General features: G+C 66.4%; 15 protein-coding genes. 10 read left to right on the top strand and 5 right to left on the bottom strand.

Annotation, left to right across the window (positions count from 1 at the left end):
- Positions 1-13: 13 nt before the first annotated feature.
- Complete coding sequence (locus tag ACFPO9_RS07190; RefSeq protein WP_379768885.1) at positions 14-1,240, bottom strand: pyridoxal phosphate-dependent aminotransferase; 1,227 nt, start codon at positions 1,238-1,240, stop codon at positions 14-16.
- A 142-nt stretch (positions 1,241-1,382) separates the two neighbouring features.
- Here ACFPO9_RS07190 and ACFPO9_RS07185 point away from each other — a divergent pair, with 142 nt between their 5' ends.
- From ACFPO9_RS07185 to ACFPO9_RS07140, 10 genes are all read left to right on the top strand, one after another.
- On the top strand, positions 1,383-1,754 hold the full coding sequence (locus ACFPO9_RS07185; RefSeq protein ID WP_379768883.1) for an Mth938-like domain-containing protein: 372 nt from the start codon (positions 1,383-1,385) through the stop codon (positions 1,752-1,754).
- Positions 1,751-3,418 carry a glycosyltransferase family 39 protein gene (locus ACFPO9_RS07180; RefSeq protein ID WP_379768881.1) on the top strand — a complete coding sequence of 556 codons (1,668 nt, stop codon included), beginning with the start codon at positions 1,751-1,753 and terminating at the stop codon, positions 3,416-3,418. The genes ACFPO9_RS07185 and ACFPO9_RS07180 overlap by 4 nt, the downstream gene beginning before the upstream one ends.
- Before the next feature lie 16 nt (positions 3,419-3,434).
- Positions 3,435-3,809, top strand: coding sequence for an EamA family transporter (locus ACFPO9_RS07175; RefSeq protein ID WP_379768879.1), 375 nt, complete (start codon positions 3,435-3,437; stop codon positions 3,807-3,809).
- Between the two features lie 77 nt (positions 3,810-3,886).
- On the top strand, positions 3,887-5,026 hold the full coding sequence (locus ACFPO9_RS07170; RefSeq protein ID WP_379768877.1) for a DegT/DnrJ/EryC1/StrS family aminotransferase: 1,140 nt from the start codon (positions 3,887-3,889) through the stop codon (positions 5,024-5,026).
- Positions 5,027-5,037: 11 nt separating this feature from the next.
- On the top strand, positions 5,038-6,021 hold the full coding sequence (locus ACFPO9_RS07165; RefSeq protein WP_379769210.1) for a glycosyltransferase: 984 nt from the start codon (positions 5,038-5,040) through the stop codon (positions 6,019-6,021).
- 132 nt (positions 6,022-6,153) lie between these two features.
- Positions 6,154-7,068 (top strand): formyltransferase, encoded by a 915-nt coding sequence (locus ACFPO9_RS07160; RefSeq protein ID WP_379768875.1) that lies wholly within the window; start codon positions 6,154-6,156, stop codon positions 7,066-7,068.
- A 10-nt stretch (positions 7,069-7,078) separates the two neighbouring features.
- The gene (locus ACFPO9_RS07155) at positions 7,079-8,119 is read left to right on the top strand and encodes a bifunctional UDP-4-keto-pentose/UDP-xylose synthase (protein WP_379768873.1); all 1,041 of its coding nucleotides are present in this window, start codon (positions 7,079-7,081) and stop codon (positions 8,117-8,119) included.
- A gap of 9 nt (positions 8,120-8,128) precedes the next feature.
- Positions 8,129-9,076 (top strand): polysaccharide deacetylase family protein, encoded by a 948-nt coding sequence (locus ACFPO9_RS07150; RefSeq protein WP_379768871.1) that lies wholly within the window; start codon positions 8,129-8,131, stop codon positions 9,074-9,076.
- An 18-nt stretch (positions 9,077-9,094) separates the two neighbouring features.
- Positions 9,095-9,592: a peroxiredoxin gene (locus ACFPO9_RS07145; RefSeq protein ID WP_379768869.1), complete on the top strand. Its 498-nt coding sequence runs from the start codon at positions 9,095-9,097 to the stop codon at positions 9,590-9,592.
- Positions 9,593-9,882: 290 nt separating this feature from the next.
- Positions 9,883-11,706, top strand: coding sequence for a PhoH family protein (locus tag ACFPO9_RS07140; RefSeq protein WP_379768867.1), 1,824 nt, complete (start codon positions 9,883-9,885; stop codon positions 11,704-11,706).
- A 184-nt stretch (positions 11,707-11,890) separates the two neighbouring features.
- Here ACFPO9_RS07140 and ACFPO9_RS07135 read toward each other — a convergent pair whose 3' ends face one another.
- The 4 genes from ACFPO9_RS07135 to ACFPO9_RS07120 all read right to left on the bottom strand — a co-directional run bounded on the left by ACFPO9_RS07135 (position 11,891) and on the right by ACFPO9_RS07120 (position 21,063).
- Positions 11,891-12,628: a FecR family protein gene (locus tag ACFPO9_RS07135; RefSeq protein WP_379768865.1), complete on the bottom strand. Its 738-nt coding sequence runs from the start codon at positions 12,626-12,628 to the stop codon at positions 11,891-11,893.
- Positions 12,629-12,653: 25 nt separating this feature from the next.
- Positions 12,654-17,042 carry a two-partner secretion domain-containing protein gene (locus ACFPO9_RS07130; RefSeq protein ID WP_379768863.1) on the bottom strand — a complete coding sequence of 1,463 codons (4,389 nt, stop codon included), beginning with the start codon at positions 17,040-17,042 and terminating at the stop codon, positions 12,654-12,656.
- Positions 17,043-17,059: 17 nt separating this feature from the next.
- Positions 17,060-18,628 (bottom strand): ShlB/FhaC/HecB family hemolysin secretion/activation protein, encoded by a 1,569-nt coding sequence (locus ACFPO9_RS07125; RefSeq protein ID WP_379768861.1) that lies wholly within the window; start codon positions 18,626-18,628, stop codon positions 17,060-17,062.
- A gap of 167 nt (positions 18,629-18,795) precedes the next feature.
- Positions 18,796-21,063, bottom strand: coding sequence for a CHASE2 domain-containing protein (locus ACFPO9_RS07120; RefSeq protein ID WP_379768859.1), 2,268 nt, complete (start codon positions 21,061-21,063; stop codon positions 18,796-18,798).

Below are 21,063 nucleotides of genomic sequence, written 5' to 3'. Positions count from 1 at the left end.
TTTTACTCTGTTCTCAGCGCGAATGGCGGCGCCGGTAGCCGTCGAGGAAGCGTGCGATGCGGCCGCAGGCATCCGTCAGGTCGTCGGAATTGGGCAGGAACACCAGCCGGAAGTGGTCCGGGGCGATCCAGTTGAAGCCGGTGCCTTGCACCAGCAGGACTTTTTCCTCGGACAACAGCTCGCAGATAAATTGCTGGTCGTCAGCGATCGGGTAGATCTTGGGGTCGAGGCGGGGGAACATGTACAGCGCCGCTTTTGGCTTGACGCAGGACACACCCGGGATATCGGTGAGTAATTTGTGCGCGAGGTCGCGCTGGCGCGTCAGGCGGCCACCGGGCGCCACCAGGTCGGCGATGCTCTGGTAGCCGCCGAGCGCGGTCTGGATCGCAAACTGGCCCGGCGCATTCGCGCACAGGCGCATCGAGGCCAGCATGTTCAGGCCTTCGATATAGTCTTTCGCATGGCGTTTTTCGCCGGACACCACCATCCAGCCGGCACGGTAGCCGCAGGAACGGTAGTTCTTCGACAGGCCGTTCAGGGTCACGAACAGCACGTCGTCGGCCAGCGAGGCCATCGACACGTGTTCTGCGTCGTCGTAGAGGGTTTTGTCGTAGATTTCGTCGGCGTAGACGATCAGGCCGTGCTGGCGCGCCAGCTCGACGATCTCCAGCAGCACGTCGCGCGAATACAGCGCCCCGGTCGGGTTGTTCGGGTTAATGACGACGATCGCGCGCGTGTTCGGCGTGATCTTCTTGCGCATGTCGGCGATGTCCGGCGTCCAGCCGGCCTGCTCGTCGCACACGTAATGCACCGGATTGCCGCCGGCCAGGCTGACCGCCGCGGTCCACAGCGGGTAGTCGGGGGCCGGCACCAGCACCTCGTCGCCGTTGTTGAGCAGGCCCTGCATCGCCATCACGATCAGCTCGGAGGCGCCGTTGCCCAGGTAGATGTCGTCGATCTTGACCCCGGAAATGTTCTTTTCCTGGGTGTAGTGCATGACCGCCTTGCGCGGTGCAAACATGCCTTTCGAGTCCGTATAGCCGGCCGCGCCGTGGAGGTTGCGGATCATGTCCTGCACGATCTCGTCCGGCGGGTCGAAACCGAACACGGCCAGGTTGCCGATGTTCAGCTTGATGATCTTGTGGCCGTCATCCTCCATCTGGCGCGCCCTCTCGAGCGCGGGGCCGCGGATTTCGTAACACACCTCATCCAGCTTGTTCGATTTCAGGATCGGTCGCAAAATGTCACCCTGCCAAAATAAAATTGTTGCAATGCGAAAAATCCCATTCTGCCCAAAGCGCCGGGATTAAGCAACTGACGGCTGGCGTTGCAACTAAACCCAGTTACAATACGCGGCTTGCGATCCTTGCCATGGCTTTCCTATGAAGCTACATACCAGCAATACCGAAAAATACCAGACCGTCACCGGCTACGACCAGTCCGGCGTCGAGATCAACGCCAGGCGCTATGACTACAGCGTGCTGGTGATGCCCGAGACGCCGCCGCGTCCCTGGAACGTGACCCGCTTCGAAGACCTGACCGCCGAGCATTTCGAGCAGATCGCCCTGGATATGCCCGACGTCGTGGTGCTGGGCACCGGCGAACGCCAGCGCTTCGTGCACCCGCGCCTGATCGCCAGCCTCTCCGGCAAGCAGGTGGGCGTGGAAAGCATGGACAGCCATGCCGCTTGCCGTACCTATAACATCCTGATGGGCGAAGGCCGCAAGGTCACCCTGGCGCTGATCATCGAATGAGAGAACTCCACAAGAACAAGACGCTCGTCTGGACCCTGTTCCTCGCGTTTGCCGCCGTCCTGCTGGGCGTGCTGAAGGCGCGGACCCTGGTCCCTCCCGACGAAGGGCGCTACGCCGAAATGGCGCGCGAGATGTTCGCCAGCGGCGACTGGATCACCACCCGCCTGAACGGCATCAAGTACTTCGAGAAGCCGCCGCTGCAGACCTGGATGAACGCCCTGACCTTCGAGATTTTTGGACTGGGCGACTGGCAGGCGCGCCTGTGGACCGGCCTGTGCGGCCTGCTCGGCGTCGGCCTGACCGGCTACACCGGCATGCGCGTGTTCGGCAGCCGGGTCGGCTTCTACGCCGGCCTGGTGCTCGCGTCCTCGCTGTACTGGGTCATCTGCAGCCAGGTGAATTCGGTCGACATGAGCTTGTCGGGCATGATGACGATCGCCCTGTGCGCCCTGCTGATCGCGCAGCGCGACGAGGCCACGCCTGCGCAGCAGCGCAACTGGATGCTGCTGTGCTGGGCCGGGATGGCGCTGTCGGTGCTGGCCAAGGGCCTGATCGGCCTGGTGCTGCCGGGCGGCATCCTGGTCTTCTATACCCTGTTTTCGCGCGACTGGAAGATCTGGACCCGGCTGCACCTGGTCAAAGGCCTGCTGCTGTTCTTCCTGATCGCCGCGCCCTGGTTCGTGCTGGTCGGCCTGAAGAATCCGGAGCAGCCGCGGTTCTTCTTCATCCACGAACACTTCGACCGCTTCCTGAAGAAGGAACATCACCGCGAAGCCGCCTGGTACGTGTTCTTCGTGCTGCTGGCCGTCGGCAGCGTGCCCTGGGTCGGCGTGCTGGTGCAGAGCCTGGTGCTGGGCGCGAAGCGCGCCCTTGAACCGGGCCGCTTCAAGCCGCGCCTGATGCTGCTGGTCTGGACCGCCTTCATCATCCTGTTCTTCACCAAGTCGAATTCCAAGCTGCCCGGCTACATCGTGCCGGTATTCCCGGCCGTGGCCCTGCTCATCGGCAATTACCTGGAAGGCGGCACGCGCCGCGGCCGCATGCTGACCGCCGGCCTGACCGCGCTGCTGGGCGCGGGCCTGCTGGGCTTCGTGCCCTTCATGCTGAAGCTGGCCCGCCATCCGGGCGAGGACGTTTTGTACGCGGCCTACCAGCCCTGGGTGCTGGCGGCCGGCCTGGTGCTGCTGATCGGCGGCGCCCTGGCCATGCTGTACACGCGCCAGATGCAGCGCGACCTGACCGTGCTGGTCCTGGCCGTCGCCGGTTTCGCGGGCGTGCAGCTGCTGCTGGCCGGCTTCGAGCCGATCGGCCAGGTGCGTGCCGGCGCCGGGCTGCTGCCCGCCATGAAGGCGGCCGGCGCCGCCAATCCGGCCACCCGCGTGTACTCGGTCGGCATCTACGAGCAGTCGCTGACCTTCTACCTCGGCCGCCCGGTCACCCTGGTCGACTACACCGACGAATTCGCCTTCGGCCTGGAGCAGCAGCCGGAACTCGGCATCCCGACCATCCCGGCCTTCCTCGAACAGTGGCGCGCCGATGCCGCGGCGGGCAAGAAGAGCATCGCCATCGTGCGCCCGGAATTCGTGGCCGAGTTCCAGCGCCAGGGCGTGCCGCTGCGCGTGGTCGCGGGCGATGCGCGCCGTACCGTGATCGCCACGCGGTGATCCCTATTCTTAAAAAATGAACCTCACTACTTTCGCATTCATCATTTCCGGCGTGCTGCTGAACGCCGTTGCCCAGGTCCTGCTCAAGGCCGGCACCAATGCCCTCGGCGGCGCCATTCACCTGACGATGAGCAACGCCTTAGAGACCTTCATCCGGGTCGCCACCCAGTTGCCCATCCTTGCCGGCCTGGCCTGCTATGCCCTCTCGCTGGTGGTCTGGATCATGGGCCTGTCGCGCACCGACGTGAGCATCGCCTACCCGATGCTGTCGCTGGGCTACGTGGTGGCCGCGGTCGGCGCCTGGGTGTTCCTCGGCGAAACCATCCCGCCGCAGCGCCTGCTGGGCATCGCCGTGATCCTGGTCGGCGTGGTCGTGCTGGCGCGCTCCTGAGCGGCCTGCGGCCGAGCAGGCTGATAAAATGACATCCGCATTTCCATCAATAACATCTACGAACCGATAGCCTTCCCATGACTGCCGAGCTGCCCTTCCTGCCCTTTTCCCGGCCCACGATCGACGAAGAAACCATTGCCGCCGTCGGCGAGGTGCTGCGTTCGGGCTGGATCACCACCGGTCCGAAGAACCAGGCCTTCGAAGCCCTGCTCTCCGAGTACTGCGGCGGACGTCCGGTGCGCACCTTCAATTCCGGCACCTGCACCATGGAGATCGCCTTGCGCATCGCCGGCATCGGGCCGGGCGACGAAGTGATCACCACCCCGATCTCCTGGGTAGCGACCGCCAACGTCATCATCGAAGTGGGCGCCACGCCGGTGTTCGCGGACATCGACCCGCTCACCCGCAACATCGACCTCGACAAGCTGGAAGCGGCGATCACTCCGCGTACCCGCGCCATCATCCCGGTCTACCTGTCCGGCCTGCCGGTCGACATGGACCGCCTGTACGACATCGCGCGCAAGCACAATCTGCGCGTGGTCGAAGACGCGGCCCAGGCCCTGGGTTCGCAGTGGAAGGGCAAGCCGATCGGCGCCTTCGGCGACTTCGTCTCCTTCAGCTTCCAGGCCAACAAGAACATCACCACCGGCGAAGGCGGCGCCCTGGTCCTGAACAATGCGGACGAGGCGCGCCTGGCCGAGAAATACCGCCTGCAGGGCGTCACCCGCAGCGGCGTGGACGGCATCGACGTCGACGTGCTCGGCGGCAAGTACAACATGAGCGACATCAACGCCGCCATCGGCCTCGGCCAGATGAAGAACCTGGAAAAGCTGACCGCGCACCGCGCGTCGCTGGCCCAGCACTACTTCGACTGCTTCGGCGACGATTTCGAAGCGAAATACGGCGCCCAACTGCCGATGAAAGCCTTCGGCTCGAGCAACTGGCACCTGTTCCAGATCATCCTGCCGGACAATGGCCCGGGCACCCGCGCCGAGTTCATGACCCGCCTGCAGAAGGAACACAATGTCGGGACCGGCTACCACTACGCGCCGATCCACCTGTTCACCATGTACCGCGAGCGTGGCTTTACTGAAGGTATGTTCCCGGTGTCCGAGAAGATCGGCCGCCTGACCGTGACCCTGCCGATGTTCAATGCCATGAGCAAGGCCGACGTCGAGCGCGCCGTGGCGGCTGTCAAAGCGGTGCTGGCAAAATGACGGCCATGGGCATGAAGCCGGAGCTGTCGGTCGTCATTCCGGTCTATAACGAAGAAGCCGGCCTGGGCAATCTGTTCGCGCGCCTGTACCCGGCCATGGACAAGCTGGGCATCCCCTACGAGCTCGTGTTCATCAACGACGGCAGCCGCGACAACTCGGTGGCGATCCTCGCCGAGCAGTACCGCAAACGCCCGGACGTGACCCGCGTCGTGCTTTTCAACGGCAACTACGGCCAGCATATGGCGATCCTGGCCGGCTTCGAGCAGACCCGCGGCGAGATCGTGATCACCCTCGACGCCGACCTGCAGAACCCGCCGGAAGAGATCCACAAGCTGGTCGCCAAGATGCGCGAAGGCTACGACTACGTCGGCTCGATCCGCCGCAAGCGCCAGGATTCCGCGTGGCGCACCTATGCCTCGAAGGCCATGAACCGCCTGCGCGAGCGCATCACCAACATCCACATCACCGACCAGGGCAACATGCTGCGCGCCTATGGCCGCAACGTGATCGACCTGGTCAACCAGTGCGCCGAGGTGAACACCTTCGTGCCGGCGCTGGCCTATAAGTTCTCGCGCAAGCCGACCGAGATCGTGGTCGAGCACGAAGAGCGCGCGGCCGGCGAATCGAAGTATTCGCTGTACAGCCTGATCCGCCTGAACTTCGACCTGATGACCGGCTTCTCGCTGGTGCCGCTACAGATCTTCTCGCTGCTGGGCATCACGATGTCGCTGCTGTCGGCCCTGCTGGTGCTGTTCCTGCTGGTGCGCCGCTTCATCCTGGGCGCCGAGGCCGAGGGCGTGTTCACCCTGTTCGCGATCGCCTTCTTCTTCATGGGCGTGATCCTGTTCGGCATCGGCCTGGTGGGCGAGTACGTGGGCCGGATCTACCAGCAGGTGCGCGCACGGCCGCGCTATGTGGTGCAGACCGTGCTGCAGGGCATGCCGGCAGCCGAGGCTGGGGCTGACGAGGTCGAGAAGCGGCACGTGGTGCGCTGAACGCTCGCCGTAGCGCATGAGATACGTCGTCCCCGCGAAGGCGGGGATCCAAGTTGGTGGCCGAGCCGAGAAACTTGGGTTCCCGCCTGCGCGGGAACGACAGTTTTTATTCCGACGAATCCGCATCCTGACATGAACAACCCACAAAAACGCGCAGTCGTCTTCGCCTACCACAACGTCGGCGTCCGCTGCCTGAAAGTCCTGCTGGCCGGCGGCGTCGATGTCGCCCTGGTCGTCACCCACCAGGACAGCGCCACCGAGAACATCTGGTTCGAGTCCGTGCAGTCGTTGTGCGAAACCGAAGGCATTCCCTTCATCACGCCCGACGACCCCAAATCGCCCGAGTTGCTCGCACAAGTCCAGGCCGCCAAACCGGACCTGATGTTCAGCTTCTACTACCGCAACATGCTGCCGCAGGCCATCCTCGATGTCGCCCCGGCCTTCAACATGCATGGCTCGCTGCTGCCGGAATACCGCGGCCGCGCGCCGACCAACTGGGCGGTGCTGCATGGCGCAAGCGAAGCAGGCGCCTCGCTGCACGAGATGACGGCCAAGCCGGACGCCGGCGCCATCGTGGCCCAGCAGGCCGTGCCCATCCTGCCCGACGACACCGCCTTCGAAGTCTTCGGCAAGGTCACCGTGGCGGCCGAACTGGCGCTCTACAAGGTGCTGCCGCAGCTGCTGGCCGGCACCGCGCCGCGCACCCCGAACGACCTGAGCAAGGGCGGCTACTTCGGCGGCCGCAAGCCGGAAGACGGCCGCATCGACTGGACCCAGCCCGCCCAGCAGGTCTACAACCTGCACCGTGCGGTGGCCCCGCCCTATCCCGGCGCCTTTACGGATCTCGGCCCGCGCCGTTACGTGATCGAACGCGCCCGCCTCTACCGCGGCGAACTGGCCGGGCACATCGCCGGTTTGCCGCCCGGCCTGGCGGTGGTGGATAATGCGATCCTCGGCGTGTGCGGCGACGGCCGCGCCCTCCTCATCCACAGCCTGCTGGCCGATGGCTTGCGCATCTCGCCGGCCGAACTGAAAGCCTCGCTTTGAAGGTCACCCTATGAAAAAAGTCCTTATCCTCGGCGTCAACGGCTTCATCGGCCACCACCTGTCCAAGCGCATCCTCGAGACCACCGACTGGGAAGTCTACGGCATGGACATGCAGAACGAGCGGATCGTGGACCTGCTCGGCAACCCGCGCATGCACTTCTTCGAAGGCGACATCACGATCAACAAGGAGTGGGTCGAATACCACGTCAAGAAGTGCGACGTGATCCTGCCGCTGGTCGCCATCGCCACGCCGTCGACCTACGTGAAGGAGCCGCTGCGCGTATTCGAACTGGACTTCGAGGCGAATCTGCCGATCGTGCGCTCGGCCGCCAAGTACGGCAAGCACCTGATCTTCCCGTCGACCTCGGAAGTGTATGGCATGAGCCGGGACGCCGAATTCGACCCGGAGAATTCGGAACTGGTCTACGGCCCGATCAACAAGCCGCGCTGGATCTACGCCTGCGCCAAGCAGTTGATGGACCGCGTGATCTGGGGCTACGGCATGGAAGGCCTGAACTTCACCCTGTTCCGCCCGTTTAACTGGATCGGCGCCGGCCTGGATTCGATCCACACGCCCAAGGAAGGCAGCTCACGCGTGCTGACCCAGTTCTTCGGCCACATCGTGCGTGGTGAAGCGATCTCGCTGGTCGACGGCGGCGCCCAGAAGCGCGCCTTCACCTATGTCGACGACGGCGTCGACGCGCTCATGCGCATCATCGAAAACAAGGATGGCAAGGCGACCGGCCAGATCTACAACATCGGCAACCCGGTCAACAATTACTCGATCCGCGAACTGGCGGCGATGATGCTGAAACTCGCCGCCGAGTATCCGGAATACGCGGCCGGCGCGCAGAAAGTGCAGATCGTCGAGACCAGCTCGGGCGCCTACTACGGGGCCGGCTACCAGGACGTGCAGAACCGCGTGCCGAAGATCGAGAACACCAGGCAGGACCTCGGCTGGGCCCCGACCACCGGCATGGCCGACGCGCTGCGCCACATCTTCGACGCCTACCGCGGCCAGGTGGCCGCGGCCCAGGCGCTGATGGATTAAGGGCGCATCTTGGCTCAGTTGACCCCGCCCCTGCTCGTTCTCAAGATCGACGTTGACACCTACCGCGGCACGCTCGAAGGCGTGCCGAACCTGGTGCGCATGCTGACCCGCCACGCCGCCGGCGCGACCTTTTTGTTCTCGCTCGGCCCCGACCATACCGGCTGGGCGATGCGGCGCGCGCTGCGTCCCGGCTTCTTCCAGAAGGTCTCGCGCACTTCGGTGGTCGAGCACTACGGCTTCAAGACCCTGATGTACGGCGTGCTGCTGCCCGGTCCGGATATCGGCCTGAAAGGCGCGGCCGAGATGCGCGCCGCGCGCGACGCCGGCTTCGAATGCGGCATCCATACCTGGGACCACGTGCGCTGGCAGGACAATGTGCGCGCCCGCGATGCGCAGTGGACCGACGCCATGATGAAGAAGAGCGAGCAGCGCTACGCCCAGGTCTTCGGCGAAGCGCCGCATACCCATGGCGCGGCCGGCTGGCAAATGAACGGGCATGCCTTCCGGCGCCACGATGCGCAGGGCTATGCCTATGCCTCCGACGGCCGCGCGATGCTGGCCGAGAGCGGCGCGATGGCCGATCCGCAGGCCGGTCCCTACCGTTTCACGGGCATGCGCCACATCCAGATGCCGACCACCCTGCCCACGCTCGACGAGTTGCTGGGCCGCGAAGTCGACGGCGCCGAGCTGACGACGGCGAACATCGCCGCCCATCTTCTCAAGCTGACGGCGGAAAACCGCCGCGATCACGTCTATACCTTGCACGCGGAACTTGAAGGACAGAAACTTGCCCCCATCTTCGAGCAGCTGTTGTCAGGTTGGAAAGCCCAAGGCTACCGGCTTGCCTCGATGGCGGACTATTATGAGAAGATAAAGCATGACCCGCTGCCCGAATACCCGGTCCAGTGGGGAGAATTACCGGGACGGTCGGGAGAGCTGATCGTCCTTGATACCTGATCCTGACAGGAGAGACCCGTGGCCGACAGCCCCAGCGCAGCACCCACCGCGAACACCCAGCTTGCCAACTTCAGCGCTCCGATGACGGGCGAGCAGACCTTTGAACTGCAGGGCCGTCCGGCCAAGTACACGGTGCTGTATTTCTATCCGAAGGACAATACCCCCGGCTGCACCACGGAAGCCATGGCTTTCCGCGACCACCATGACGAGTTCACCGGGCTGGGCGCCGCCATCTACGGCCTCAGCCGCGACTCCCTGCGCTCGCACGAGAGCTTCAAGTCCAAGCTCGGCCTGCCCTTCGAACTGATCTCGGACCCCGAAGAGGCGGTCTGCACCCAGTTCGATGTCATGAAGATGAAAAACATGTACGGTAAGAAAGTACGAGGGGTCGAGCGCAGTACGTTTGTCATTGACGCTAACGGCAAAGTGGTGAAAGAATGGCGTGGCGTGAAAGTCAATGATCACGTCACGGAAGTGCTGGATTTTCTGAAGAGCCAGCCCCCAGGCGCTCAATAAGCTCCTACGCGTTGCATTGGCGGCCTGCGATGCTCGCTACGCTTCTTGAGCACCTGGTAACGATGGCTCGGGTATGATTAACTCGTTGCCATTACGTTTATCTATTTTGAGTCCGAGTTTTACCTCTACGCATCATTTCAATCTGGCCCCCGCTCTCCTTGAGGAGCGACTTTCCCGCATGAGCGGAAGTCGCGGGGCCGCGCAGTTCCCCCCACGGTTGCATCTGTCCTGCCCGGCGGCGCCGACGCCCGCACGTGCATTTTTCCGACTTCCATACGATTGAGAACCTGATGCCACTACCGAAAATACCAAGCAAGCCGGCGACCATTCTGCTGGCCAAAGATTACCCCAAGGCCGAACCCGGCAAATCGCCTGTCCGCGCAGCCGCGAAGGCGGAGAACGACCCCGTCGAAGATCTGATCAGCGGCGAAGCCGTGCCGGCCAAGCCCGCGCGCGCGCGCAAGTCCAAGGCCGCGCTGCTGGTCGAAGCGCCGTCGCGCGAAGCCGTTCCCGAAAATGGCGCCGCCAAGGTTGCGCCTTCGCTGCTTCCCGCCCCTGCCCGCCCGGACCGGAGCGGCAAGACCGGCGCCGAAGGAAACAAGACGGCGAAGCTGCGCGAGAGCGACATGAACGAGCCGCATCCGGTCAAGCACAAGCCGGTCGAGGTCAACGTCAAGTCCTCGGCCAGCCGCAAGGCCGACAGCGCCGGCGTGGCCAAGATGTTCGTGCTCGACACGAATGTGCTGATGCACGACCCGACCTCGCTGTTCCGCTTCGAGGAGCACGACGTCTACCTGCCGATGATGACGCTCGAGGAGCTCGACAACCACAAGAAGGGCATGTCGGAAGTCGCGCGCAATGCACGCCAGGTATCGCGCACGCTGGACGCCCTGATCGCCAACACCGACGACGACGCCATCGAGACCGGCATCCCGCTGGCCAAGCTGGGCAACAAGGATGCGCGCGGCCGCCTGTATTTCCAGACCCGCCTGAACGCCGCCAGCCTGCCTGAAGGCCTCCCCGCCGGCAAGGCCGACAACCAGATCCTGGGCGTGGTCCGTGCGCTCGAGGCGGACCAGTCGGGCCGCGCGATCGTGCTGGTGTCGAAGGACATCAACATGCGCATCAAGGCGCGCGCCCTGGGCCTGGCCGCCGAGGACTACTTCAACGACCACGTGCTGGAAGATACCGACCTGCTGTACTCGGGCATCGTCCAGCTGCCGGACGACTTCTGGACCAGGCATGGCAAGAACATGGAGTCCTGGCAGGAGATCAAGGGCGGCAACTCGTCGACCTTCTACCGCGTCACCGGCCCCTTCATTCCTTCGCTGCTGGTGAACCAGTTCGTGTTCTTCGAGCCGAACAACGGCGAGGCGCCCTTCCAGGCCCAGGTCAAGGAAATCAACGGCAAGACCGCCGTGCTGCAGACCCTGCGCGACTACAGCCACAACAAGAACAACGTGTGGGGCATCACCGCGCGCAACCGCGAGCAGAACTTCGCGCTGAACCTCTTGATGAATCCGGAAGTCGACTTCATCACCCTGCTCGGCCAGGCCGGTACCGGCAAGACCCTGCTGGCGCTGGCGGCGGGCCTGGCGCAGGTCCTGGAAACGAAGGTCTACAACGAGATCATCGTCACCCGCGTGACGGTGCCGGTCGGTGAAGACATCGGCTTCCTGCCGGGCACCGAGGAAGAGAAGATGTCGCCGTGGATGGGCGCCTTCGACGACAACCTCGAAGTGCTGATGAAAGGCGACGGCGACGCCGGCGACTGGGGCCGCGCCGCGACCCAGGACCTGATCCGCTCGCGCATCAAGATCAAGTCGCTCAACTTCATGCGCGGCCGCACCTTCGTCAACAAGTTCCTGATCATCGACGAAGCGCAGAACCTGACGCCCAAGCAGATGAAGACCCTGGTCACGCGCGCCGGTCCGGGCACCAAGATCCTTTGCCTCGGCAACATCGCCCAGATCGACACGCCTTACCTGACCGAAGGCTCGAGCGGCCTGACCTACGTGGTCGACCGCTTCAAGGGCTGGAGCCACGGCGGCCACGTGACCCTGGCGCGCGGCGAGCGTTCGCGTCTGGCGGATCACGCGAGCGACGTGCTGTAAGTTTTCGGGCAGCTGTCAAACGAAAGCCTGCGATCCCGGAAGGGACGCAGGCTTTTTTATTCTTCACGCACTTACCAACGTCGTTCCCGCGCAGGCGGGAACCCAAGTTTTCTGCGCTGACGTAAGGCCGGCAGAACTTGGGTCCCCGCCCGCGCGGGGACGACGGTTCAAGCGTTCCGTTCCGTCATCGGACGATGCAGTCCACGCCACCCTTGTCCGGCGAACTGCCGCTGTTCGACGCCTGCGGCCCCGACGCCCCGCCGTTGAAGCTCGGCGGCGGCGTAAACTGCAGGCCGGGATTCGGCGGCACGATCACCGGCGCCTGGTTCACGCCCGGCACGTAGCCGAACTGGCCGGCCTGGAAGCCGAGCGAGCCGCCGTTGTTCGTCACGACGATCGCGCCTTCCGTGACCGAGACGTGCAGGCCGGGCGGCAGCACCGGGACCGTCGGCGTTGACGGCCCGCCGGGCACTTCGGCCGGCGGCGGCACGTACTGCGCAAGGAAGGTGGTGCCGCGGATGCCGATGGTGGCGCTCGGCGTCTTCAGCGAGAACTTCTCCTTGTTGCGCTTGCCCAGCAGGCCCGTGATCGAGCGCAGGCCGCCCTTGACCAGGTCGAAGGCGGCGCTGTCGGCCTCCGGCTTGCCGGCGTCGTAGTTGAAGTTCTCGACGCGGAAGGTGGTGCCGGGCTTCAGCGTGATCTCGCTGTTGTCGACGAAGCGGATCTGGGCGTAGGTGTTTTTCTCGGACACCAGGGTATCGCCGTTCTCGATTTCCGACTTCGGACCCAGCACCTTGACGCTGCCGTCGGCCTTGCGGTCGAGCAGCGGGCCGCTCAGGTGCGCCACCACGCCGACCACTTGCGCGGCCCAGGCGCCGCCCCCGGCCAGCAGCAGCGCCGCGCACAGCAGGGATTTCAGCATGCTTGCCATCCCCTCAGTGACTAGCTTAGTTGCAGTACAGTTTGGTCGCTGGTTTTTCATTCTTCGCTCCGGTGTTTTCCGCTTGCGCCGGCCCATTCTTGCTGCCCGGCCCGGCCTCCTTGCTCTTGTCCTCGCCGGCGGGCTTGCCGCCCGGCGGCGCCACGTCCGTGGTCCCGCGATTGATCAGCTGGACGGCGCCCTGTACGGCCTGCGCCACCTGCCTGCCGTCGGACGACTGGCCGCCGCTGCCGGCGCCGCCGTTGAAGGCCACGCAAGCCGCATCGCCCGGGTGCGTGTTGCAGAAGGTCGGCGACGGCAGTACCACCTGGCAGCCGGGGGTTGCCGGCGAGGCCGCGCAGGCCTGCAGGGTAGGCAGGCGCGCTTCGCAGCCTGCCAGGGTCGGGTTGGCGATACACAGTGCCAGGGACGGCAGCACCGCTTCGCAGCCCTGCACCGAAGGCGAGGCCATGCAGGCCCCCAGGTTCGGCAGGCGCGCGCTGCAGCCCTGCAGGCTCGGACTGCCGATACATTGGGCAAGGGTCGGCAGCACGGCCTCGCAACCGCGCGCGGCGCTGTTGGCCACGCACTGCGACAGGGTCGGCAGCACGCCGCTGCAGCTGGCGTCGTTCGGCTTGCCGAGGCAGGCCTGGAAAGTGAGCTCGATCACCTGGGCGCAGCCCTCGAGCGACGGCGTCAGTTTGCACACCGCGAGTTTCGGCAGCACGTTCTCGAGGCAGCCGGCGGCGCCCGGATTGGCTACGCAGGATGCGAACCGGTCGTGCGCCAGTACCGGCGCGCAGCCGTAGATGCCGGCGTCGGCGCGGCACTCGGCCAGGGTCGGCAGCATCTGGGCGCAGCCCGGCGCCTGCGGATTGGCGATACAGGCGCTGACCGCGTCATGGCGCTGGATCACCGTGCCGCAGCCGTAGGAAGACGGCGTCGCCTTGCAGGCATCGTAGGTCGGCAGTGTGGCGCCGCAGCCCGGCAGCTTCGGATCGGCCAGGCAGACGTCGATCTCATGGCGGGACAGCACGACGCCGCAGCCCGGGGCCGCCGGGTTGGCCTGGCAGGTCTCGAGTCTCGGCAGCACCTGCGCGCAGTTGACGCCGCTCGGGTCGATGGTGCAGGCCTGCACCGCTTTCGAGAGGACGTCGGCGCAGCCGGCCGCGCCCGGGGTGGCGAGGCAGGTCTCCAGGGTCGGCGGCGTGTTCTGGCCAGGATCCGGCTTCGGGTCCGGCTTCGGATCCGGCTTAGGATCCGGCTCGGGCTCGGGCTCGGGCTGGCCGCCGGTCGAACCGCTGTTCACGTGCAGCTTGTCCGGGCTGGACACGCTGATCGCGTTCGCCGCGATCTGGGTGGTGCCGGCGGTGAGGCTCACGCTGCCGCTGGCGGACGCCACACGCGCGCCCTCGGCGATGATCAGGGCGCCGCCATTGTCGGCGACCAGGCGCACGTTGCCGCTGTCGGTGGTCACGCGGCCCAGGATACTCAGCGGGCTGTGCGTGGTCAGGCTGATGTCGCCGCTGCCGGTGCGCACCTCGCCGCTTGAATAGCCCGGCGCTTCGTTGGCCGCATAAGCCGGCACGGTCATGCCGCCCACGCTGTCGATCGCGATAGCGCCCGTGTTGGCGGGGCCGTCCTGCACTGCGCTGATCAGCACCAGCGCGCCCTGGTTGGCGATATTGATCGGACGGCTGCCCTCGCCCGCGTTGTAGGCCATCAGGGTCTTCGCCTCGGTATGCAGGGGCGCGGTGGCGCTGCCGATGCCGCCGGTGGTGCGCAGGGAGACCGTGTCCGCCTGCAGGGTGCCGTTGCCGCTCACGCTGACGGCGTCCAGCTGGGCCATCACGCCGCCGCGGACGTCGGCATCCAGGCGCAGGTTGCCGGCCACCTTGAACTGCAGGGCGCCGCCGTTCGCGCTGACGCCGCTCAGGCCGTCCACGCTGCCGACGGTCAGCGCGCCGTCGTTGGTGAGCTGGAAGACGTTGGCGCCGTCGCTGCTGCTGGCGAAGGTGCCGATGCGGTTGGCGCCGCTCAGCACCACCTGGCCGCCGCGCACGGCGACGGCGCTGGCCTCGATTGCGCCTTCCGAAGTTTCGTAGACGCCCAGGCCCGAGTTCAGGGCCACGGTGCCGGCGCTGAGCACCGGCGCGCGGATCGCCAGTTCGCCGCTGCCGGCGTCGAGGACCAGTTTGGGCAAGGCGCCCTCGCCGCTCAGGTTGACCATGCCCGCGACGTCGAGGCCGCCGGTGCTGCCGGCCAGGCCGCCGATCGTCAGGGTCGAGGCGTGGATGCTGGACAGCGCGTCCTGGCCGATCGAGAAGCCGACTTCGTTGCCCGAACCGCCGATCGTCATTTTGGTATTGGTGTTATTCGGCATCAGGCTCACGCTGCCGCCGGCGGCGGTGGCGTTGACGGCGGCATCGATCCAGACGCGGTCGCCCTGCAGCAGCACCGACTTCGATGCCGACACCGGGCTGCCGACCTGGATCAGGCCATTCGAACCGCCGTACAGGCTGGCGATGAAGCGGCTGTCCGGGTTCGCCGTCAGGTTGACCGGCGCCTTTACGTAGATCTCGCCGCTGCTTTCGAGGACCAGGTTGGAGGACGCATTCAGCGCCGCCTCGATGGACACCGCGCCGGTATGCTGGCTGTTGCCCAGGTTGATTTCGAACAGGCCGGTACTCAGGCGGCCCAGGGTCGCCGCATCCAGCCACAGGATGGCGGCATCGCTGCCTGCACCGACCGCGATCGTGCGGCCCGGGTCGTAGGAGGTAAAGGTCACGATCGGCAGCTGCGTGCCGGTACCCTTGCCGATCGTGCCGGCCAGCGTCACCTTGTTGGCGGCGATGTCGATGTAGTTGCCGGTTTCGAGCGAACCGCCGGCGCCGAGACTGAAGGCGTTCCCGGCGCGGAAATCGAGGTCGCCGTCGCGGCTGGCGACGCGGGCATCGACCTTGATGTCGTTGCCGGCCTGGGCGCGCACGCTGCCCGCTGCTTCGATGGTGTTACTGATGGTGAGGTCGTGCTGGGTCTGCAGCACCACGTCGGTGCCGGCGGCGGTCAGCGTGGACGGCGCGACGCGGGTGACGCCGGTTTGCGCGCCGCCGCTGCTCGAGGCCACGTCCCTGGCGCCGGCGGTGCCGCTCGCGACCACTTCGATGTCGTAGGGATCGAGCAGCCAGCTGCCGTTCTTCCCGGCCTTGCCGCCGGCCGCGCTGACGGCGATGCCGTCCACGTCCAGCACATGGCCCGAGGTCTCGACCAGGCCGCCGTTGCCGCTGCCGGCGCCGCGCGCGGAGATGCTGCCGGCGGCGCGGGTCTCGCCGTCCGACCACAGCACGACCTTGCCGCCCTTGCCGTCCACAGTGGCGTCGGCGCGGATGCTGGCGCCGGCGTCCACGCGGGTGGACTGCGCACGCTGGACGCTGCTCGGTGCGCCCAACCCGCCTTGATAATCGCCGCCCACCAGCACCGTGCCGCCGCCCTGCCTGCCGCTGGCGTCGATGCCGGCCTGGCCCTCGATGGCCACCTGCCGGCCGAGTACCTGGATCTCGCCGCCCTGCCCTGCGCCGCGCGCGCTGGTCGTGCTGCCGGCGCCAAGCGTGGTGCCGGCGCTGGCCTTGAGCACGATCTTGCCGTTCGCGCCGACCACGGCGCTGTCCGCGTTCACCGCGCCGCGCTGGTTCACCAGCGCGCCGAAGATGCCGATGCGGCCGCCCTGGGCGATGAGGGTGCCCAGGTTGAGCGCCTGGTCGCCGGGCGCCGACACCACCACCTGCAGGTTCGGATCGCTTGCGTCGACCAGTTGCACGCTGCGCCCTGCCGCCAGCACCACTTCGCCGTTCGGCGCGGTGACGATGCCGGTGTTCTCGACGTTCGGCGCGACCAGGAAGACCTTGCCGCCATTCGGCGTGGCGATCGCGCCCTCATTGCGCACCGCGCCCGGCGTCGTGCCTGCGCCGGCCTGGAAGTTCTTCTTCCCGGCCAGGAAGTCGGCGTCCGACAGGTTCAGGGTCGAGGCCACCAGGCCGTTCACGTCGACCCGCGCGCCCTGGCCGAACAGGATGCCGTTCGGGTTGATCAGGAAGACCTTGCCGTTCGATTGCAGGGCGCCGAGGATTTTCGTCGGGTCCTGGCCGAGGACGCGGTTCAGCACCGCGCTGTCGCTGTTTTGCTGGATGAAGCGGGTGATCTCGCCGGCCCCGATATTGAAGCTTTGCCAGTTGATGATGGTGCCGGGCGTGTTCGTGATCGAGAACACGTTGCCCTGCTGGTTGAAGCCGGCCTGGCCGGCCACCACCTGCGGCAGGGTCGGTGCGGCTTGCGCGGCCGGGCCGGCAAGATAGCAGGCGGCGAGCAGCAGCGCGCTCGCCTTGCGGCGGATGCTGCCGCCTTGGATAGTCGTCGTCATTGTCGTTTCCCGTTCCATCAATAGGCCAGGCCTACGCGGACATGAAGCCTGTTCTTGCTGGTGGCCTGGACCTGGCCGGTGTGGATGCCGTGTCCGTAGTCGAGCTGCACGCTGGCACGGCTGCCCGCCGCGAAGCGCAGGCCCAGTCCCACGCTGGAGATCGCGGTGCGGCGCAGTTCGCCCGGCAGGATGTGGTTGCGCTGGCCCCAGGCGCTGTCGTAGAAGCCCAGCAGGCGGCACTGCCAGAAAGCGCGCGTGCACAGGTTGGGCGTGTACAGCTCGACGTTGGTGACGAAGCCGGAATCGGTGGCCAGGTCGCGCTCGCCGAAGCCGCGCACCGTGGTCGAGCCGCCGGCGCCGAACTGCTCGCCCGGCACCAGCGCGTCGCCGGTGGCCTGGCCGTTCAGAAGCACGCGGGTCTGCCAGTCGCCGGCGATCAGGTTCGAGATCGCGGCCGAGAAGCGCAGCATGCTGTAGCTGGCCTTGGCGTTTGCGCGCACCGCGTTGAAATCGCGGGCGCCGCCGCGCGAGCCGCCGGCGATGTTCTGCAGCAGGGTCAGCGCCAGGTTCGCCTCGCCGTCGGCCATCACGGTATTGCCGGCCCAGCCGATGCTGAGCGGGTGCACCGTGACGTCGTTGCCGAAGTCCTGGCCGCCGAACACGACCTTGTTCTTGTAGGCCTTGTAGTCGACGCCGTAGACCAGGCGCGATTCGAGATCGCCGCGCTTGGCCAGCGCATGCGTGTAGCGCGCGCCGTAGACCGCGCCCTTGCCGCTCACGGCCAGGTCGAAGATGCCCGCATTGACCGTGCCCGAATCGACGTTCGAGTAGCTGGCGAACAGGTCGACGGCATCGCCCAGCGCATACAGCGGGATGTGGTAGCCGGCCGACCAGACGGCCACGCGGTCCGGACGCTCGGCGGTGGTGGTGTACTGCAGCGAGCCGACGTGGTCGCGGCCCCACAGGTTCGCATGCTGGAGCATGACGCCGGCGTGGGTTTCGCCGGTGGCTTCGGTGCCGGTATTGTCGGCGCTGAACATGACTTTCCACGGGCTCTCGTCCACGACCTCGACACGGGCTTCGACCTCGTCGTCCGCGTCGGCGCCGGCCAGGTTCAGCTTCACCTTCTTGGCGGGATTCTCGTTTACTAGGCGCAGGTTGGCCGAGACTTCCTGCAGGTTCGGCGTCCGGCCCGGCTGCAGCGTAGGCAGGCCGGCGCGGATGTTCGCGTCGCTGAAGTACTGGTTGCCGCTCACCGCCACGCGGGAGAGGCGGGTCTGGATCACGTTCAGGCGCACCACGCCGCCATTCAGCTCCTGCTCGGGCAACTGGACGGTGACCACCTTATAGCCGCGCGCGTGATACAAGGCCTCGAGCGCCTCGAGGGCGCGCTGGACGTCGCCGAAATCGCGTCCCTGCCCGGTCCAGGGCGCCACCGCGGCCTGCACCTCGGCGGGCGCCAGCAGGGTATTCCCGCTGACCTCGAAGCGGCTGATCGGGAAACGGACTTCGTCGTCCGCCCATGCCGCGCCGACGGCGGCTGCCAGCACCGATCCTGCGACCAGGCGGGCCAAGTGGTGAGTCATGTTCTTGTTCATTTTTTGTGGAAGAAACCCCAGTGAGGGCGAGTGTAAACAAGGATCACTTGCCTAGGAGAAAATTTCATGAAATTAGGGAATCTTCCCCGCGGCATGGGGGGATGGCGCTGGCGCCGGCGTTGCAAGGGCGAGACAGGCTTCGGCTGGACCGAAGGCTACTTGGTGTCGAAGGCGGTGACGCCGTCCCAGCCCTCGCCCGGGGGCTGTGCACGCCGGATGGCGATGCGCTCCAGGTAGAGCTGATAAAGACCGCACGCCGGATGTGCCGCGCGCAAAGCCTCGATGCGGTGTTCGGCATCGTCCCACTGCTGGGCGCGCACCAGCGCCAGGGCGGCGTCCCAGTCGCGCAGCTCCTCGAGCACGCCCGGCGCCAGATCGGCCGCTTTGCCCAGCGGTTCGAAGACCGCCACCGGCTCGTTCTTGCCCTTGACCCGCACCAGATCCAGCTCGCGGTAGACGAATTCCGGCGCCGCCAGGCGCGTGGCGGCGCCGACCGCGATGCCGACGCCGTAGACCTTGGTGATGCCCTCCAGGCGCGCGCCCAGGTTCACGGCGTCGCCCATCACGGTGTAGGCGCGGCGGATGCGCGAACCCATGTCGCCCACGTGCATGTGGCCGGTGTTGATGCCGATGCCGATCTTCAGCCCGGGCCAGCCGCGCTTCAGAAAATCGCGGTTCAAGCGCTCGGCCGACGCCTGCATCAGCAGCGAGGTCGCGACCGCGCGGCTGGCGTGATCGGCAAAGGCCACAGGCGCACCCCAGAAAGCCATCACGGCGTCGCCGATGTATTTGTCGAGCGTGCCCTGGTGGCTGGATCGGATGTCTTCCGACATCGCGGTGAGGTAGAGGTTGATGTACTCGCGCAGCGCCTTCGGGCTGAGCCCTTCGGAGATGGTGGTGAAGCCGCGCACGTCGACGAACATCACCGACAGCTCGCGGCTCTCGCCGTCCATGTTGTAGGCTTCCGGGTTCTCGGCCATCTTCGCCACCAGCTCCGGCGCCACGTATTCGCCGAAGCGCGAGACCAGCGCGCGGCCCTTGCGGAATTCGAAGAACCAGCTCCAGGCGAGGTTCAGCACGAACAGCAGGGCGATCAGGGTCAGCGACATCCCCAGGCGTAGCATCCAGTCGAGCGTGTGGTAGGCGTAGTAGTTGAAGCCGCAGACCGCGCCCGCCAGCCCCAGGCTGAGCAGCACGGCGGGCAGCGGCGACAGCAGCGGCAATGCCAGGGCCAGCGCGATGCCGCTTGCGAGCAGCACGATGGCGTCGACGGCATCGGCGTAATTCGGGCGAAACTTGATCGTGTCGTCGAGGATGGACTTGATCATGTTGGCGTGGACCTCGACCCCGGGATACGCCGGATTCACCGGCGTCGGCCGCAGGTCGTTCAGGCCCGGCACCGTGGTGCCGACCAGGACGATGTTGCCTTCCAGGAGAGACTTTTGCACCCTGCCTTCGATCACGTCGGTGGCCGACACATACGTGAAAGCCCCGCCCTTGCGGCCGCCGGGACCGCGGAATTCGATCGCGTCGCTCAGGTTCTCGCCGACCCTGACCTGCAGCTGCCGGCGCTCCTTGCCGCTGCCTGTCCACAGGCCGATCGCCTCCGGCGCCGCGGTCGCGAGCTCGCTCGCCGACATCTGGTCGGCGGTCTTGGCGAACACCGGCTTCGGCGGGCTGGCGCCGAGCGCCGCCGCCACCGTCGCCAGCGACAGGGTCGGGTAGTAGCCGTCGCCGATCCTGACCAGCAGGGCGGCGTTGCGCAGGATGCCGTCCGCGTCGAGGCTTGCGGTGAAGACCCCGCCGCCGGCAGCCGCGTCCTGCAAGCGCGGCAGGTTGGCGATATAGCCGTTGCTGCCGGAAGCGGGCACCACCCGTCCGTTCAGGTCCTCGACGCGGAAGGCCGGCGCCGGCAGCTTGCCCTTGCGCTCGGCGTCCGTGAAGGTATAACCCAGCACCACCGGCTTGTCCCGCAGCGCCTTGACCAGCAGGCCATCGTAGTCGAGGGCTTCCTTCAGCCCGCCGACCTTTTGCGCGAAGCCCGGCACGTCCTTCAGGTCCGTGTGCGCCAGCGCCGCGAGGACCCCGTAACCCGAGCTGTCGTCCGCTTCCGCGAACACGATGTCGTAGCCGACCGCCGCGGCGCCGTAATGCTCGGTCAGGCGCGCGGTCAGCTGCGCCATCACCTTGCGGTTCCAGGGGAAGTGGCCGATCCTGGCGATGCTTTTCTCGTCGATGTCGACGATCACGATGCGCGGGTCGTGCACGGCCGGCGCCAGGCGCATGCGCAGGCCGGCGATGAAGGTGTCGAGGCGCTCGATGGGGTCGAGGCGCAGGTCGCCAGAGACCTGCAGCAGGGCCGCCAGGGTCAGTGCCAGGCCAGCGGCCCAGCGCGCCCCGAATTTACGAAGCTTGTCGCTCAC

The sequence above is a fragment of the Massilia aerilata genome (assembly GCF_042656905.1).
Lineage (GTDB): Bacteria > Pseudomonadota > Gammaproteobacteria > Burkholderiales > Burkholderiaceae_D > Telluria > Telluria aerilata.
The sequence above is the reverse complement of the archived record's forward strand: the minus strand, read 5'-3'. Positions and strand labels throughout refer to the sequence as shown.